Below are 17,527 nucleotides of genomic sequence, written 5' to 3'. Positions count from 1 at the left end.
ATGACCGAACGACCCGAGCGTGGTGCGTCGCTCGCCGCGCGTCTCACGCGCGCCGGCGTCGACGACGTCCCGCGCGCCGAGCGCCTGCTCGCGGACGACGCGCTGCTCGAGGTGCTGCCCGACGTCGCCGAGACGCTCGTCGGTCCGCTGGCCGACGTCGCCGATCCCGACGCCGCGCTGCTCGCGCTCGCCAAGCTCGCAGGTGCGGTACGCGGCGACGCCGAGCTCACGGCGCTGCTGACGGACATCCTCACGCACGACGACGAGCCGCGGCAGCGCCTGCTCGCCGTGCTGGGCGCCTCCGTCGCGCTCGCGGACATGCTCGGTGCGCACCCCGGCAACCTGCGGCTCGTCGCCGACACCACGCCCGGCACGGGCGTGCCCGCGGCGGAGGTCCGCGCCGAGCTCCTGCAGGCGGTGGGGGCCGACCCCACGGACGACGAGCCGGTGGCGACGGTCGTCGGCACCGACGGCATCGACGCGATGCGACGCGCGTACCGGTCGCGGCTGCTGCGCATCACGGCGACCGACCTGACCGTCTCCGACCCGTTGAACCGCATGCCGGGGGTCGCCGCGGCGCTCGCGGACCTGGCGGCGGCGGCGCTCGAGACCGCGCTCGCGCTCGCCCGCGCGGACCTGCCGGACCACGGCGCGGGCGTCCGGCTCGCGGTGATCGGGATGGGCAAGGCGGGCGGACGCGAGCTGAACTACGTCTCCGACGTGGACGTGATCTACGTGTGCGAGCCGGCGCAGGGCTCGGGGGTGAGCGAGGCGGACGCGCTCGCGGCGGGGACGCGTCTCGCGTCCGGCCTGGCCCGGGCGTGCTCGACACCGGCGGGTGAGCCGGCGCTGTGGCCGGTCGACGCCGCGCTGCGGCCGGAGGGCAAGGACGGACCGCTCGTGCGCACGCTCGCGAGCCACCGCGCGTACTACGAGCGGTGGGCCAAGACGTGGGAGTTCCAGGCGCTGCTCAAGGCGCGCCCCCTCGCGGGCGACCTGGCGCTGGGTCGCGCGTACGTCGAGATGACCCAGCCGTTCGTGTGGTCGGCGGTCCAGCGCGAGCACTTCGTCGAGGACTCGCAGGCGATGCGGCGCCGCGTCGAGGGCAACATCCCGCCCGCGGAGGCGGACCGTCAGCTCAAGCTGGGCGTCGGCGGGCTGCGGGACGTCGAGTTCACGGTGCAGCTCCTGCAGCTCGTGCACGGACGGTCCGACGAGGCGATCCGCAGCGGCAGCACGCTGACGGCGCTCGCCGCGCTCGCGGCGGACGGCTACGTGGGCCGCGACCACGCCGCGCGGCTCGCGGTCTGCTACCGGTTCCTGCGCCTGCTCGAGCACCGGATCCAGCTGCACCGTCTGCAGCGCACGCACCTGCTGCCGACCTCGGACGCGGACCTGCGGCGCCTCGCGCGCTCGGTGGGTATGCGCGCCGAGGGCGCCGAGGGCCTGCTCGACCGCTGGCGCCACGTGCGCCGTGACGTGCGCCACCTGCACGAGGAGCTGTTCTACCGGCCGCTGCTGCCCGCGACCGCGCGGCTGTCCGCCGAGGAGGCGAGCCTCGCGCCGGAGGCCGCGCGCGCCCGGCTCGCGGCCATCGGATACACGGACCCGGCGGGCGCGACCCGGCACATCGCGGCGCTCACGGAGGGCGTGTCGCGACGCGCGTCGATCCAGCGCCAGCTCCTGCCGGTGATGCTCGGCTGGTTCGCCGAGGGACCCGACCCCGACGGCGGCCTGCTCGCGTTCCGCCGCCTGTCCGAGCAGCTCGGCACGACCCACTGGTACCTCAAGCTCCTGCGCGACTCGGGCACTGCGGCGCAGCGCCTCGCGCACGCGCTGTCCACGTCCCGGTACGTCGCCGACGCGCTCACGCGCTCGCCCGAGTCGGTCACCTGGCTCGCCGAGGACAACGAGCTCGAGCCGCGCGGCCGCGAGCGCCTGGCCGCCGAGGTCGACGCCGGCCTGACCCGCGCGTACGAGCCCGGTCCGGCCGCGACGTTCCTGCGTGGCCTGCGCCGCCGCGAGCTCGCGCGCACGGCGGTCGCCGACGTGCTGGGTGTCGTCACGGGGACGCGTGCCGCGCAGAGCGTCACGGTCGCGGCCGACGTCGTCCTGGCGGGCGCACTGCGGGTCGCGGAGGCCGAGACGCGCCAGGCCCGCGGGCTGACCGAGAACCCGACGCGCATGCTCGTCGTCGCGATGGGGCGGCTCGGCGGCCGGGAGATGGGCTACGCGTCCGACGCGGACGTGCTGTTCGTGCACGACCCGGTGCCGGGTGCCGACTCGCGCGTCGCGCAGGAGTTCGCGGTCGCGGTCGCGGCGGCGCTGCGCCAGCTGCTGGGGGCGCTGGGCCCGGAGCCGGCGCTCGCGGTGGACGCGGACCTGCGGCCCGAGGGACGTAACGGACCGCTGGCTCGCTCGTTCGACGCGTACGCGGAGTACTACGGCCGCTGGTCGTCGCCCTGGGAGAGCCAGGCGCTGCTGCGCGCGCGGCCCGTGGCGGGCGACGCCGAGCTGGGGGAGCGGTTCGTCGCGCTCATCGACCCGCTGCGCTATCCCGCCGGCGGGCTGGACGCCGCGACCGTGCGCGAGGTGCGGCGCATCAAGGCGCGGGTCGAGGCGGAGCGTCTCCCGCGCGGGCAGGACCCGGCACGACACCTCAAGCTCGGCCGTGGCGGGATCGCGGACGTCGAGTGGACGGCGCAGCTGCTGCAGCTCCAGCACGCGCACGAGGTGCCCGGACTCCGCACGACGAGCACGCTCGACGCGCTGACCGCGGCGTGCGAGGCCGGCCTGCTCGAGCCCGACGACCTGACCGCCCTGGTCCAGGCCTGGGAGCTCGCCTCCCGGCTGCGGGACGCGAACGTGCTGTGGACGGGCCGCGCGGAGGCGGCGCACGCCGATGCGCTGCCGCACGTGCACCAGGCGCTCGCGGGCCTGGCGCGCGTCATCGGCTACCCGCCGGCCTCGGGCGGCGAGCTCGAGGAGGCGTACCTGCGCACGGCCCGGCGGGCGCGAGCGGTCGTCGAGCGCGTCTTCTACGGCTGACCTGCTCGTCCACGTCCGGGCCGGCCGCCGACGAAGCCCGCCCGCACACGGGCAGGGCGGCACCCTCCGACGAGCGCACGCCCCGCGACGGTGCCACGGTGGTGCCCTGGCGCGGGACACGGGACGCCGGCGGGTATCTGAGGCGACGCCGGCGGGCACCTTCTCGTCATCCGTGGCAGACCGAGCGTGGGGGGACGCGGTGACGACGAGGTCCTGCGAGGGCGTGGCACGCCCGTGCGCACCGGCCGGGACGGCCCGGCCATGACGGGCGGCGGTTGTCGATGGACGACACGATGCTCGACCCTGCCCGACGCCCGCTGCTCGTCGCTCGTGAGGGCGACGACGCGCCCGGCGCGCGGGTGACGTTGCTGGGGGACTTCCGGCTGCAGCTCGCGGACAAGTCCGTCGAGCTGGGCGCGTCGTGCCGCCGGGTCGTCGCGCTCGTGTGCCTGCGCGGTGCGGTGCCGCGGGCGCGTGTCGCGGGCACGCTGTGGCCCGCGGTCACCGACGCACGTGCTGGCGCGAACCTGCGCACGGCGCTGTGGCGCGTGGGCCTGGTCGCGCCGCGCGTGCTGCAGGTCGAGCGGGGCTGGGTCGAGCTGGGACCGGCCGTGACGGTGGACGTGCAGGAGCTGACGCACCGGGCGTTGTCCGCCGACGAGCCGGGCGACGAGGTCGCGTCGCTGCCGCGGCTCGCGGACGCCGACCTGCTGCCGGACTGGGACGACGAGTGGGTCGCGGAGGACCGGGAACGCGTGCGGCAGCTGCGGCTGCACCTGCTCGAGGCGCTCGCGCGCAGGCTCGCCGCGCAGAGCCGGTTCGCGGCGGCGGTGAACCTGGCGCTCTCGGCGTTGCGCGCGGACCCGCTGCGGGAGAGCGCGCACCGCACGGTCATCGCCGTGCACCTGGCCGAGGGCAACGTCGCCGAGGCGCGCCGTGCCTACACCGCGTGCCGCCAGGTGCTGCGTCGCGAGCTGGGCGTCGAGCCGTCGGCCGCGACCGCGGCGCTCGTCGCGCGCCTGCGGCCGGACCCGGCGCTGAGCGCGGTCTGACGAGCACCCACCCGGCACCGGACGGCACGACGAACGCCGGCCGGTCCGGGCCGAGGTGTCAGGTGATCGCGACGTCGCAGGTCAGCACGCGTGACGACCCGCCGTCGCCGACCGTGACCGACAACGTGTACGCGCCCGCGGGCGCGGTGTCGGGGACGACCACGCGGAACGCGGAGCCGGTGGCGCCGAGGAACGCCGCGGCGTCGGGCGCGTCGACGCGCGTGACCGGGTCGGGCGTGCCGGCCGGGGGAGCGGCGCCGTCGACCGCCGTGACGGCCGGGGGCACCGTGACCGGCGCGGGCACGAGCAGGAACGCCTCGGCGCCCCGGGCGAGCGTGGTGAGCTCGGCGGCGTCGCGGCGCGCGGCGTCGCGCAGCGGGAGGGATGCGACCACGTCGACCGTCAGCGACCGCACGGGGACGTGCAGGTCACGCGACAGGTGCATGCCGGCGAACGCGAGTCCTCCCGTGTACCGGCCGTCGACGGCCGCGTGCAGGCGGCTGATCTCGACCGGGACCGGTGTCGCGGTCACCGCGGCGGCGGTGAGGCGGGCTCCGGCCGCCACGGTGACGGCACCCGTCGGGTCCAGTGCGGTGACCTGGTACTGCCGCGGCACCCCGGGCGCGATCGCGAGGTCGACGACCTGGAACGGGACGAGCGTGAGGCGGTCGCTCGTGCCGGGACTGCTCGTGTCGAGCGTCTGACCGGCGCCCGTCACCGTCACGTCGTCGACCCGGACGTCGAACCACAGGGTCTGGCGCCCGGCGGCGGCGGCGTCGATGGCGTCCTGCCCCCCGACGATGCCGTTGATCGTCGTGACCCGGTGGGTGCCAGCCCTCGTGAACGAGACGTACCCCGCCAGGTTCCGCTGGATCCGTGCGCCCACCGGGATCGTGCCGAGGTCGGACGTCGCGTAGCCGAGCGTGTCGGCGCCGGGGATCGCGCGCGGGTCCGCGTCGCGCGTGGTCAGGTCGCTCGCGACGAACGTGCCGGGGTCGGTGACCGTCGGGTCGGCGACCGTCGTGCTGTTGGGTGCGGCGAGGGGTCCGACCGGTACCGCGTTCGGCATGACCCGCAGGTCGCGGTCGACGTGGACGCCAGGGGTGTCGAGCCAGCCCTCCTCGACGAAGTTCACGTCGGAGTTCTCGGGCCAGTAGCGGTAGCGCATGACGTCACCGACGACCGCGTGCGCGGTGCCGATCGCGTCGGCGTGCGTCACGTCACCTGTCAGGCGGCCGAGCGGCGAGTACACGTCGCCCGACTCGGACGAGGCCTCCTGCTCGATCTGCGACTTGTGGGCGTTGGAGTCGCCCGGGAACATCCGGTCCCACCACAGGTGCCCGAACGGGAGCAGGGTGAAGTTCTGCGTCCCGAGCAGCCAGCGCATGACCCGCAGGAGCCAGCGCGTCCAGTCGCCGGGCGCCACGGCGGGCTCGACCTGGCCCCACGGGTCGAACAGCCACTTCATCCACCCCATGCCCATCTCGACCATCGCCGAGGAGTCGGCGTTGCCGAGCGGGTCGCTCGCGCCCACGCGCGCGATCCGCACCGACAGCTCGTCGCCCGTGACGGGCACGGCTGTCGACAGCTCGACGCGTCCGCCGTTCACCGCGAGCACGTCCGTGCGGAACGGGCGCCCCGCGCGGTACCGCACGGTCACGCGGTCCTCGGGTGACAGCCCGTGCCCGCTGCCGAGGTCGACCGCGAAGTGGTTCGCGGCGTCGACGGTCCCCGCCCGGTACGAGTACCAGTCGAACGCGCTCTCCGGCTCGTGCGAGTCGTAGCCGCCCACGCGGACGTCGCCCGTGAACGCGATCGCCTCGGTGAGCGTGAGCGTCGAGCCGTCCTTCGTGGCCGACCTGATCACGGTGTCGTCACCGCGGCGGATCGTGACGCGGCCCGTCGCCGGGAGCTTGTCCGCATCGGCGGCCTGCGTGAGCGTGATCGTCGTGCCACCGGCGCCGACCGTGCCGGCGAACAGGTCCCCGGTGCCGACCATCGCGCGACCCAACCCGTAGAACGCCTTGCCGATGAGCCAGAAGATGCCGCCCCACGTGCTGCCCGCCAGGAGGTTCACCAGCCCGCCGTGCGTCATCAGGTCGAGGATCGCGAACGGGACGTCGAAGCCGCCGACGCGCTGCTTCTTGCGGACCGCGACGCGCCCGGTCGGCAGGGCGCCGGACTCGACGCGCACGCTGAACACGTCTCCTGCGACCGCGGTGACCTCGGCCTCCATGATCCGCGCGCCCTGCACGACCTGCAGCGTCGCACCGGACCCGATCGAGACGGTCGCGTGCTGCGGGATGGTCACCGACCAGGTGCCGGTGTCGCCCGCCGCGACCGTCGCGTCGAGGAACGCCGAGAACTCGGGCAGCTCCGTGTCGCTGGCCAGGATGCCGGGCAGCTCGAGCGCGATCATCGGGAAGGCGCAGAACCACAGCGGACCCCACCGGTGGTACTGCACGGTGTGCGTCAGCTCGTGGTTGACGAGCGACTGCCCCCGGTCGATCTCGGTGGTCTCCTCCTCGGGGACCAGGAGCGTGCCCGGCCCGAGCACGACAGGTCGGGCGTCACCGACGGGCTCGAGCCCGATCACGACGATGGACTGGTTCGGCGCGGTCGTCAGGGCGATGCCGCCGCCCGGGGGCGGGACGTCCGCGAACAGCAGCGCGCCCTCCCGCCGGACCGCGCCGAGCATCGCTGTGGCCATGTTCGCGTGGCTCATCGTCGACAGGTCGACGCCCGTGGCGGACACGGGTGTGGAGAACGTCACCTCGGCGACCGGTGCGTCGCCGTTCAGGACCACCGGATGGGTGACCTCCCCGTCCACGATCCCGAGCACGGACGTCGTGCCGCGCAGGTCCTCCGACCGCCAGAGCGTGAACCTGGCGGTGGTGGTCGGGCCGCTCCCGGTACGCGTCCCGTCGATGCCGAGGAACGGGCAGTTGGTGCTCGGGTTGCCGACCGTGGCCTGCTGGACGGTGACGGCCGTCCCGACGGCCTGCGTGATCGCCGGCCCGCCGGCGAGCGTCACCCGGCCGTTCCCGACCGACGCGACCCGGTGCCAGCTCGTCGTGCCGCCGGCAGGCGTCACAGCGAGGAGGTCGCCGGGCACCGCTCGCAGGAACGGCGCCGGGACCGGGGTGCCGCCGGTGGGAGTGACCGTCCCTCGCAGGTCCACGGCGGCGGCGGAGGCGACGACCGCGTCGTACGCGTAGCCGGTGGGCGCGAGGCGGACGAGCCGCAGTCCGGTGGCCGCCAGGTCCACCGCCGGGGTGAAGGTCACGTCGCAGCGCACCGAGCGGATGGCGGTCAGCTCCGTCCCGACGAGCACCGGGCGGCCCGCCTGCAGGCCCGACGCGAGCGCGGGGGTCGGCGGCGTGGCGGTGGACGGCGCGGGAGTGAACGTGCCGTCGACGACGTCGCCGGTCAGCCGCGCGGTGGCCGTGGGCGGCTCGCCGACGACGCGGGTGAGCATGACGGGCATGCCCTCGAACCGTTCGGGGGACGGCACCGAGATGGCGACCACGTCCGAGCTGACGACCGAGGAGGTCGTCGCGCCCGCGGTGGTCCAGCGCTCGACGGTCCAGGGCCCGGTGCCGACGAGCGCACGGTCGAGCACGACGACGTCGTGCGTCGGGGCGCCAGGCACGACGCGAGCGTGCGCGAGGCCGCCGCCCTCGACCCGCACGACGACCGTCCCGGCAGAGCCGTCGGGTGCGGAGCCTGCGGTGAGCGGGGTGTAGGTGAGGGCCGGGTCGGTCTCGACGGCGTCGTCGCGCGCGCCGAGCACGGTGCCGGCGGTCACGCTCCGGAACGCGGTCGTGCCCGCGGGCGCGGCCACGTCGATCGTCGCGACGCTCCCGGCGGGCGGCGCCTCCACGCGCACACCGGTGCGCGTGCCTCCCTCGACCACGCCCGTCGCGCCCTGCCCGGGAGGCGTACCGGTCCCGAAGTCGAGCGTCGTGCCGCTGGCCGTCACGGTCTGGCTCGGGCCGAGCGTGCCCGCAGCGACGGAGACCGGCGACGTGAGCGTGCCCGGCAGCGGCCGCTCGAGCGGCAGGCGCGCCTCGAGCCGAGCCACGCGCGCGACGAGCACCTGACCGGACGCGGCGGTCAGCCGCAGCAGGTCGCCAGTCGCGTACGTCGCGGTGGTCCCGCGGGCATCCAGCGAGTCTGCGGGTGCCCCGGCAGGGCGCGACTCGCTCGAGGCCGCTGCTGCCGCCAGCGGGGTGACGCGCAGCGAGGCGCCGGTGAGCGGGAGGTCCTCGGTGAGCTGGATGCGTTCACCCATCGGCGCGGGCACGACACCCAGCACGGTCGCGAACGCCATGGCGGCGTCGTCCTCGACGAGGATGCGCGCTCCTGCCGCGAGACCCGTCGGTCCGGGCGCGAGGAGGACCGTGTGGGTCTCGAAGTCCCCGGCCGCCACCGGGCCGGGCCGCAGCTCGGTGAGCGTCGCGGGCGTGTCGTGCCGGCAGTCGGTGCGCGTGTCGTCGAGGTGCAGACCGCCCGAGGGGAACCACGGCGTGAGCGTGCCCGGTGCGGCAGGGACGCCCACGCCGCCGTGCCGTGTCCACCCGGTGAGCTGACCGGGTGTCCACGGCCCGTTCGTCGGCCCGCAGCTCAGGAACGAGGTCGCCGCACCCGTCGGGGCCAGCGCGAGCACGGTGCCGTAGTGCGTCGGCTCGAACCGGCCGAGCGGGTCGACCACCTCGCCGCGCTGCAGCTCCTCGAACTCGTGGTCGGGCGCCCACACGATGTGCTGGGTGGTGAACGGGCGCCCGCCGGTGATGACGTTCATGAAGCCGTCGCGTCGCACGCCGAACGCGCCGAGCCGGTCGGTCGTGCTCAACCCGGTCGAGCTGAAGAAGTCGTACTGGTCGCCCGCGAACGGCGCGGCGAGCAGGCTCAGGAACAGGTTGAACCACCAGTCGATCCCGAAGAACGACACGATGTTGTTCTGGAACGACCACGTGAGCGTCGACAGGACGAGCCCGCCGGAGACGCCGCCGGTCGGGTCGGAGCGACCGACCGGGTCGCCGCGGCACACCTCGAAGGCGGACCGGGGCTCGCGCTCCACGGGCAGCGGTCCGTCGTACCCGGAGGGACGACGAGGGTCGTCGTCGCCGCCGTCGCACGGGTCCGGCTCGGCGAACGCACCCGTGACCGGGTCGAGGCGCCGCAGCGGCAGGTGCACGACCCCCGCGTGCACGCGCCCGCCGAACAGGCCCGGCACGTCCGCGTGGGCGAGGAGCCCCTCGCCGTACGCGTCGCGGGGGATGCGCTGCGCGTCCCGGCTGGTCACGACGCGCACGGGCGTCCCGGACGGGTCGAGGCTGAACACCGCGCCGAGCGGCGAGCCGAGCGGCCCGTCCACGCGCGCGAGGCAGCGCATGCCGTCCCACAGGAAGACCGCGTGCACGCGGCCCTGCGGGTCGGACGTGACCCACGTGCGCCCGTCGTCGTCGACGAGGTCGTTCCCGGGGCGCGCGGGGACCGTGCGACGCCCGCGGGCGTCGCAGGCGAGCACGCGCGTCCCGGTCTCGTCGTGCACCTCGCGCACGCGGCCGTCCGGGCCGAGCGCGAGGCGACGCGCGACGCCGGGACCGCGGATCCCGACGAGTCCGCGCTCGTCGTGCGTGTACCACCAGCGGTGCGACGCGGGTGCGGGGTCGGGGCCGCCCGGCAGGCACGCGACCACGCGGCCGTGCGCGTCGCGTCGGACCTCGACCCCGTCGACGAGCGTGAGGTCGTCGCCCGACCAGCGGTAGACCTCGCGCCACGACGGCCCGACCTCGGGACGCACGTCGCGCTCGAGGGACTGCCCGCCCATGCGCTCGTGCGTCCGGGCGACGCCCGGCCAGGTGCGGGTGCCGTCGCCGTCCACGACGAGGTACTCCCGCCCGCCTCCGCGCAGGCCGACGAGGACGCCCGACGCGCCGTCGCGCTCGACCTCGAGCACGCCGGCCGCACCCAGGTCGAGCGTCTCGACGTGCGTGCCGAGCTCGGGGCCTGGGCTGGACCCTGGGCCGTTGCCCCGGCCCGCAGCCGGCCGGGCGGTGGTTGCGGTCATGGCGTCACCCCACGGATCCCGAGACGGAGACGGACACCGACGCGGAGCCGCCCGCGTAGCGGATGGACTCCAGCAGCGCGACGAGCTCGTCCCGGATCGTGTCGACGAGCACGGAGACCGACTCCGCCACCTGCGGCGGGATGGCGTCGACGGTGGCGATCATGCCGTCGACGTCCAGCTCGCGGAGCTCGTCGCCGACCGCGACGAGCTGCTGACCGACGCCCTCGAGCGCCGCGATCGGCAGCACGTCCGCGACGCGCGCGACCTGTGCGGCCACGCCCGAGAGGTCCGGCATGAGCCCGGCCGGGTCGAGCCCGCGGATCGCACCGGCCACCTGGGCGAGCAGCGCGTCCAGGTCACCCGCCAGCACCGCCGGGTCGTACGCGGCGAGCGTCGCGCGCAGCACCGCATGCACCTCGCCCAGCTCGTCGGCGAGCCGCGCGGGGTCGAGCAGCGCGAGCTCGTCGCGGACCACCTCGACCACCGAGAGGTACCGCTGGGCGAGGGCGCCGGGGTTGAACTCCTCGACGAGCGCGCGGATGCGGTCGACGACCTCGGTCACGGCGGTGCCGGCGGCGCTCAGGAACGCGGGCATGGCGGCGACGATCGACGTGAACAGCGCGTCGAGCTCGGCCGCGAGCGGCTCGGGGTCGAGCGCGGCGAGCAGTCCGTCGACGTCGCCGAGGACCTGCGAGGGCAGCACCGCCTCGAGGAGGTCGGCCACCGACACCAGGTCGTCCGCGACCGGCCCGACGAGCGCACCCGCGAGCCCGCCCGCGCTCGCGGCGACGAGCGCGCGCTCGCCCTCGACCGCGCGCAGCAGCGCGGCGGGCGACACCGTCGCGACGACGTCGACCGAGACGGCGAGATCCACGCCGCCGGCCGAGAGTGCGGCCGAGCGACGCAGCGCGAGCTGCGCGTCGAGCTGGGCCGCGGCGATCGGGGCCACGGCGGCCTCGAGTCCGGACTCGACCTGCGACTGCAGCCCGAGCAACCGGTCCCGCGTCCCGCGCAGCGCGGTCGCCGTCCCGGTGAGCAGGTCGTCGAGGGACGACAGGACCTGCCCGACAGGACCGGTGCCCAGGTCGACGAGCGCCTCGCGCAGCCGCGCGGGCAGGTACCCGACGAGCCGCACGACGTCGCCCGGGCGCAGGTCCGGCGGGGGAGCGGGCTGCGCTGCGGTGGGCGTCGCCGTCCCGCCGCCCAGGCCGATCGCGCCGAGCGCCGGCTCGATCGCGGCGCGCGCGGCGGCCTCGCCGGCCTGCGAGGTGACGGTGCCGACGCGCGTGCCGATCGCGTCGGGCGCCGGGACGGGCACCGCGCCAGCGATCTGGCGGTAGAGGTCGATCGCGGGGGCCAGCAACGTGCGCGGGTGCACGCGGTCCACCGCGGACAGGACCTGGTCGAAGACGGCGCTCGCGGGCGCGACGAGCTCGGTCAGGTGGACGCCCTCGATCGTCCCCGCGGCGTCGTCGAGCACCTCGGCCACGCCGGACGTGAGGGACGAGACGTCGATCGAGCCGAGCTGCGCGAGCGCGTCCGCAAGCATCGCGTCGAGGTCCGCGACGAGGTCCGTGGGGACGAGAGAGGAGATCGCGTCGCTGACGGCCTGCAGGCCCTCGCGCACGGTCGCGCCGACGGTCGGCGGGACCTGCAGCTGGGCCGCGGCGCCCTCGAGCGGACGTCGGACGGCCTCGTCGAGGTCGATGCTCTCGAGCATCGACACGAGCTGCTCGACGCTCTCGCGCAGCGGCTCGGGCAGCTCGACGCCCGAGACGACCTCGCTCACCTGCTCGCGCAGGTCCTGGAGCTGGGCGGCGACCGCCGCCGCGGCGTCGCTGATCTGCGTGCCGCCGACCGCGGCCGAGATCGCAGCCGCCGCCTCGCTGAAGGCGCGCAGGCCCTCGACCGCTCGCTCGAGCACGGCGCGCGCGTCGTCGGCGATCTCCTCGACGCCTGCGGCGATGTCGCCGAGCGCCGCGGCGAGCGAGTCCACGAGGTCCTTGACGACCTGCTCGAGCTGGTCGACCGCCGCGGCGACCAGCGCTGCCGGGTCGGCGGCGGCGAGCGTCTGGGCGACGTCGGCGAGCGTCTGGCGCACGACGACGACCGGCGCGTCGAGGTCGGCGTCGTCGATCGCCTGCGCGAGCCTCGCGATCGCGTCCGACAGCGCCTGGCGCAGCGAGCGCAGCGGCAGCTCGCGCAGCAGGTCGCGCAGCCAGCCCTTGACGACCTCGACCGACTGGTCGACGACCCCGAGCACGGTCTGGCGCGCAGCCTGCTCGACGCCGTCGAGCAGGTCGCGCAGCGCGTCGAGTGCGCGCTGGGCGTCCAGGTCCTCGACGAACCGGCGGGCGTCGGCGATCATGCCGCGCCAGTCGTCGAGCAGGTCGAGCGCGCCCTGCTCGACGGTGCCGAGCGTGCCGCGCAGCGTCCGCACCGGGCCCGCGAGGTCACCGACGCGCGTCGCGTTCAGCACGCCTGTCACGGTGCGCAGCGCCGCGGCGAGCTGCGCGATCGTCGCGGTGCGTACCTGCTCGAGGGACGTCAGCGCGGCGCGGACCGCGGTCACGTCCCCGGCGTCGGCGGCGGCCCGCACGCGCCCGAGCGCCACGACCAGCCCCTCGCCGAGCCTCGGGTCGATGCGGACGCGCGCGAGCTGGGCGTCGACGGTCGTCGACCACGCCCGGACGGGGTCGATCGCCGACGAGCCGAAGGGGAGCAGGATCTGCATCGCGATGTCGACGAGGGCGGCGGGGTCGGACGGCAGCCCGCCGTCGACCGTGCGCACGAGCGACTGCAGCCGTGCGAGCCCCCCGGACACCGCGGTCGCGTGGTCGCCGAGGCCACCAGCGACCCGGCCCAGCGCGGAGCCGGCGTCGATCGAGCCGGGCAGGCTCAGCTGCAGCGGGTCGCCCGACAGCGCGCCGACGAGGCTCGCCACGACGCGCGCGCCCTCGGCGACGGCCTGCGCGTACTCGGCGACTGGCAGGTCGGCCCCGATCGCGTCGAGCAGGCGCACGAGCGCGTCCGCGAGCGGTTCGACGAGCGTCGACGGGTCGTCGACCGCGGTGACCGCGGTCTGGACGGCCGTGCCGAGGTCGCCGAGCACGCCGGCCACGGCACCGCCGCCGAGCAGCGCCTGCAGGTCGTCGACGTCGAGCGCGACCGAGATCGAGCCCTTGGCGTCGACGATCGCCGACAGGTCGAGGGCCTGCAGGTCATCCAGGAGCGTCACGGTCGCCTCCTCACGGCGCGAACTCCATGACGGCGTTCGCCAGCGCGACCGTGCAGAGCTGGTCGGTCTCGACCGCCCAGCCGTCGGTCCCGGCGAGCAGGACGCCGGTCGTCGTCGTCGTCTCGCCCGTGAGGTCCAGGCCGACGCCACCGACGACGACGCGCGTCCCGACGGGCGACGACGCGACCGCGAGGCGCAGCGCCGGGCCGCTCCCGTCGGCCGGCTCGAACCAGCGGAACGCGCCGCGGGTCGCGCGCAGCGTGACGTCGACGGGACCGTCGACCGCGGCGGGCGTCGGCAGCGTGAACCACACGACGCTCGGCGCGCCGCGACCGTCGGCGCCCGGCAGCGCGGACGCGGTCAGGCTCGCACCCGCGACGCCGAGCGCGAGGTCGGTCTCGCCGTGCGGCCAGCCGACCACCGCGACGCGCACCAGGTGCTCGCCCGCGAGCGTCGCGGCCGGGATCCGTCTCGTGACGCCGACGTCGCGCACCGCCACGCCGCCCACGTCCGCGTCAGCGGCGGGCACGGGGTCCGACGAGGGGTGCAGCGCCGCGCCGTGGTGGGTCACGATCACGTCGGCGCGCGTGTGCGTCGGCGCGCGGCCGGGCGTCACGCCCGGCCGCGGCACGCTCGTGGGCGCGCCGTCGCACTCGACGCTCGGCCGGCCCTCGATCGCACGCTCGATGACCAGGCCGGTCACGGCGAGCCGGACGTACGCGTCCCCGGTGGCGTCCGAGCGGAGCGTGACGGGTGCCGTGCCGCCCTCCTGGTCGACGACGGCCGCGGCGAGGTGCCGCTGCAGCGCCGGTGCGAGGTCGTGCGTGAGCGTGGTGCGCAGCGGACCGGGTACGGCGAGCTGCTCGTCGCCGTCCGGCCCGACCACGTGCAGGCCGACCGGCATGGGCGCGGCCTTCAGGCGCACGTCCCCGTGGGCGAAGCTCAGGCTCGTGAGCTCATCCAGCGTGCGGCCGGCGGCGAGGGTCACGCTGAGCGGACCGACGAGGTCGGGCAGTGTGAGCGCCGAGCCCGACAGTGCGCCGCCCGTGAGCTGTGCGGGCACGTAGTGGTCGGCGGGCAGCGGCGGGACCGCGACCACCGGGGTGCCGCCCTGGTGGACGACGAGGTGCAGGTCGTCCGACAGGGGAAGCGCCTCGCCGTCGGGGGCCGAGCGCAGCGACGGGAGGGTCAGCCCGCGCGTCGGCACGCGCGCGTCCGGCGGGGTGACGGCGATGCTCGTCGTGGCGTTCTTCCCTGCGGCGACGACGCCGGCGTCGCGCCCCGCGCCGTAGGTCACCGGGTCGACCGTGAGAATCGCGCTGCCGACCCGCGCGCCCGTCGCGCCCGCGACCGCGCGCCACGCGGTGGGCACGACGTAGCCGGACGGCGGGATCGTCACGCCCGCCTGCACGAGGTAGGCGGTCTGCGGGACGACGACCATGCTCACCTCGCCGACGCCGACGACGCCGATGGGGGCGTTCACGGCGTCACCACCAGGTCGAAGCGCGCGAGCTCCATGCCGGTCCGCGCGTCGGCGCCGGTCCCGGCCTGCGCGAGGACGACGAGGTGCTCGCGCGCGGCGGCCGCGGGCGGGGTGTAGGTGAACGCGGCGCCGTCCGCCTCGACCGTCGCGACGACCGTCGTGCCCGGCGGGGACGCGGCGGTGTCGAGCACGCCCGCGCCCGGACCGCCGCCGTCGTCGAGCAGCCGCAGCGCGACCGCCCCGAACGGCGCCGTCGTCGGGGTGCCGCCCGGTCCGTCGGCCACGTCGAGCGCGCCCGTCGCGCCGAACGTGAGGTCGCACGCCACCGCGGCGCCGCCCGCGACGAGCGCACCACCCAGCGTGAGCCGCATCGGCAGGCGCACCTCGCGCACGAGCGCGTGCGCGATCGCGCGACCGTCCTGCCCCGGCACTCCCACGGGCCAGAACCAGCCCTCGGCGCCGACGAGGACGTCCGGGTCGTCGTCCTGCGTGCCGACCTCGAGCAGCTCGATCCCGTCGAGCCGGAAGCCCTGGTCACCCGGTGCGACGAGAGCGCTCGCGGACCGCACCGCGGGCTCCTGCAGCGCGAACAGCAGCGCGTCGGTCCCGGCCAGCTCGCCCAGGCGGTCACCGGGCGGGTCGGTCGTCACGTCGAGCCCGATCGTCACGTGCAGACGCACGACCCGGCGCAGCGTCGGCGCACCCGCGCCGACCTCGGGGCGGGTCGAGAACACGTCGGGCTCGAGCGGGCGGTAGCCCTGCACACCGAGCCGCACGACCGGTCCGGCACCCGCCGGACCGGCTGCGCCGCGCCTGCGCACGCGACCGCCGAACGGCGCCGGCAGCGCCGCCCCCAGCACGTCCGCGAGACGGGACTCGAGCTCGGTGAGCACGCCTCACCTCCGCCCGATCCGGGAGTCGACGAGTCGTTCCAGCTCGGGACGCAGCGTCGCGAGCTGCTTCTCGACGATCAGCGGGACGTCCTGGGTCTGGCGCGCGACCTCGTTGGTGACGAGCCCGGCGACCTGCTGGCGCAGCCCGGCCAGCTCGGACTCGACCGTGTCGCGCACGCCCGCGGTCTCCGTGGCGACCGCCTGGCGCACCACGCCCTGCACGTCGGTCTGCAGCCCGTTGCCGAGGACCTGCACCTCGGTCGTCGCGGCCTGCCGGGCGACCTCGGCGAGGGAGACCTCGAGCTCACGCCGCGCCGCGAGCACGTTCGCCTCCAGGTCGAGCGCGAGCTGCGTGCGGACGTCGGTCAGGCCCCGCCCGATGCGCGTGTCGATCTGCTCCTCGAGGCGGCTGATCTCGGTGAGCAGGTCCTTGCGGAGCTGCTCCCGCTCGACGGCCTCCGCGCGGCGGTTGACCTCGATGCGCTCGTCGAGCTGCGCGATGCGCGTGCTGTTCTCCTTGACCTGGGACTCGAGCGCGGACTGCCGCTCGTCGACGCGCTCGAGCTGCGCCCGGACGTCGCCGAGCGCGTTCGCGAGCTGGTTGTCGACCGCGCGCTCGACCTGCGGCGCGATCGACGCCTGGAGCTGGTCGAGCTGGTCGCGCGTGCGTGCGTCGGCGACCTCGAGGCGTCGGTCCAGGTCGGCGGCGACGGCCTCGCGAACCTCGGTGTCCAGGTTCGTGAGCGACTCGGCGAGCTCGTTGCGCGTCGTGGTGAGCACCTGGTCGACGAGCGCGGCGGTCTCGCGCTTGACGGCCGCGTCGACCACCGGGCCGATCTCCGCGAAGCGAGCCTGGAGCTGCGAGCGCAGGTCGGTCCCGAGCGTCTCGACCGCCGAGCCCGCCTCGGTGCGTGCCGCCTGCCGCGCGGCGTCGAGCACCTGCTCGAGGTCGCCCGCTCCGCCGCGGCCCTCGCGCACCTCGTCGATCGCCTCGGTGAGCTGGTCCTGCGTCACGAGCGACGTCTGCAGTTCGGTGAGCCGGATCTCCAGGCCGGAGGCGTCGAGCAGCGAGCCGTCGGGCCGGGTCAGCCGGTCGCGGAGCTTCTCGACGTCGCCGAGGCGCTGCACCAGACCGGGGACGTCGACGGGTCGCCCGTCGACCTCGAGCTGGCTGCCGACCTCGACCGCGCGTCCGACCTCGACCTGCAGCGTGCGCAGCGTCGTGCGCATGTCGGCGATGTCGCCGCGGTCGTCGGCCGCGCCCAGCACCTTGCGGTTGAGGCGGTCGAGCGTCGCGCTGCGGGTCAGGTCGTTCGTCGCGACGACGTCCACCCGGGTCCGCGTGGACGCCAGGTCCTCGCCGACGCGCGACAGGCGCGTGTCGAGCAGCCCCACGTCGCGCCGCAGCTTGATGAGCGCGCTGTCGAGCGCGGGGTCCTTCAGGCCGCCGCCCGTGATGATCTGGCGCAGCTGCGGGTCGAGCCAGCCGATCGACACCTGGTCGGGATGCTCGTGCTGCGGCACGCCCGCCTGGCCGCTCGCGACGGTGGCGCGACCCACCTCGATGAGCGCGGCGACGAGCGTGTTCCAGTCGTCGGCCGCGATGAGCTCACCGCGCGCCTTGGCCGCGAGCGGACCCAGGCGCTCGACGAGCGCCTGCAGGCGTTCGATCTCGACGACGGTGGCCATGGCTCACTCCTTCGGGCTGCGGGTGGTCGACGGTGGTCGGCCCTGGTG

7 protein-coding genes are annotated in these 17,527 nt (G+C 75.8%); 2 read left to right on the top strand and 5 right to left on the bottom strand.

The window, feature by feature from the left end; genetic code table 11:
* Both CPE01_RS07320 and CPE01_RS07315 read left to right on the top strand, forming a co-directional pair.
* Window positions 1-3,048 carry a bifunctional [glutamine synthetase] adenylyltransferase/[glutamine synthetase]-adenylyl-L-tyrosine phosphorylase gene (locus CPE01_RS07320; RefSeq protein WP_146806001.1) on the top strand — a complete coding sequence of 1,016 codons (3,048 nt, stop codon included), beginning with the start codon at window positions 1-3 and terminating at the stop codon, window positions 3,046-3,048.
* A gap of 293 nt (window positions 3,049-3,341) precedes the next feature.
* Window positions 3,342-4,100, top strand: a complete 759-nt coding sequence (locus tag CPE01_RS07315; RefSeq protein WP_186811452.1) for an AfsR/SARP family transcriptional regulator — start codon at window positions 3,342-3,344, stop codon at window positions 4,098-4,100.
* A gap of 58 nt (window positions 4,101-4,158) precedes the next feature.
* Here the strand turns inward: CPE01_RS07315 and CPE01_RS07310 are convergent, their stop codons facing one another.
* Genes CPE01_RS07310 through CPE01_RS07290 form a run of 5 tightly spaced genes read right to left on the bottom strand, consistent with a single transcriptional unit; the run spans window position 4,159 to window position 17,479 of the window.
* The gene (locus tag CPE01_RS07310; RefSeq protein ID WP_146805999.1) at window positions 4,159-10,176 is read right to left on the bottom strand and encodes an RHS repeat domain-containing protein; all 6,018 of its coding nucleotides are present in this window, start codon (window positions 10,174-10,176) and stop codon (window positions 4,159-4,161) included.
* Between the two features lie 4 nt (window positions 10,177-10,180).
* On the bottom strand, window positions 10,181-13,414 hold the full coding sequence (locus tag CPE01_RS07305) for a hypothetical protein (RefSeq protein WP_146805998.1): 3,234 nt from the start codon (window positions 13,412-13,414) through the stop codon (window positions 10,181-10,183).
* A gap of 10 nt (window positions 13,415-13,424) precedes the next feature.
* Window positions 13,425-14,897, bottom strand: coding sequence for a hypothetical protein (locus tag CPE01_RS07300; protein ID WP_186811451.1), 1,473 nt, complete (start codon window positions 14,895-14,897; stop codon window positions 13,425-13,427).
* A complete protein-coding gene (locus CPE01_RS07295) occupies window positions 14,894-15,790 on the bottom strand; it encodes a hypothetical protein (RefSeq protein ID WP_146805996.1) in 897 nt (298 codons plus the stop codon). The genes CPE01_RS07300 and CPE01_RS07295 overlap by 4 nt, the downstream gene beginning before the upstream one ends.
* Window positions 15,791-15,793: 3 nt before the next feature.
* On the bottom strand, window positions 15,794-17,479 hold the full coding sequence (locus CPE01_RS07290; RefSeq protein WP_146805995.1) for a coiled-coil domain-containing protein: 1,686 nt from the start codon (window positions 17,477-17,479) through the stop codon (window positions 15,794-15,796).
* Window positions 17,480-17,527: the final 48 nt, after the last annotated feature.

This window comes from Cellulomonas persica, assembly GCF_007989825.1.
Lineage (GTDB): Bacteria > Actinomycetota > Actinomycetes > Actinomycetales > Cellulomonadaceae > Cellulomonas > Cellulomonas persica.
This window is presented reverse-complemented; position numbering and strand designations above follow the sequence as displayed.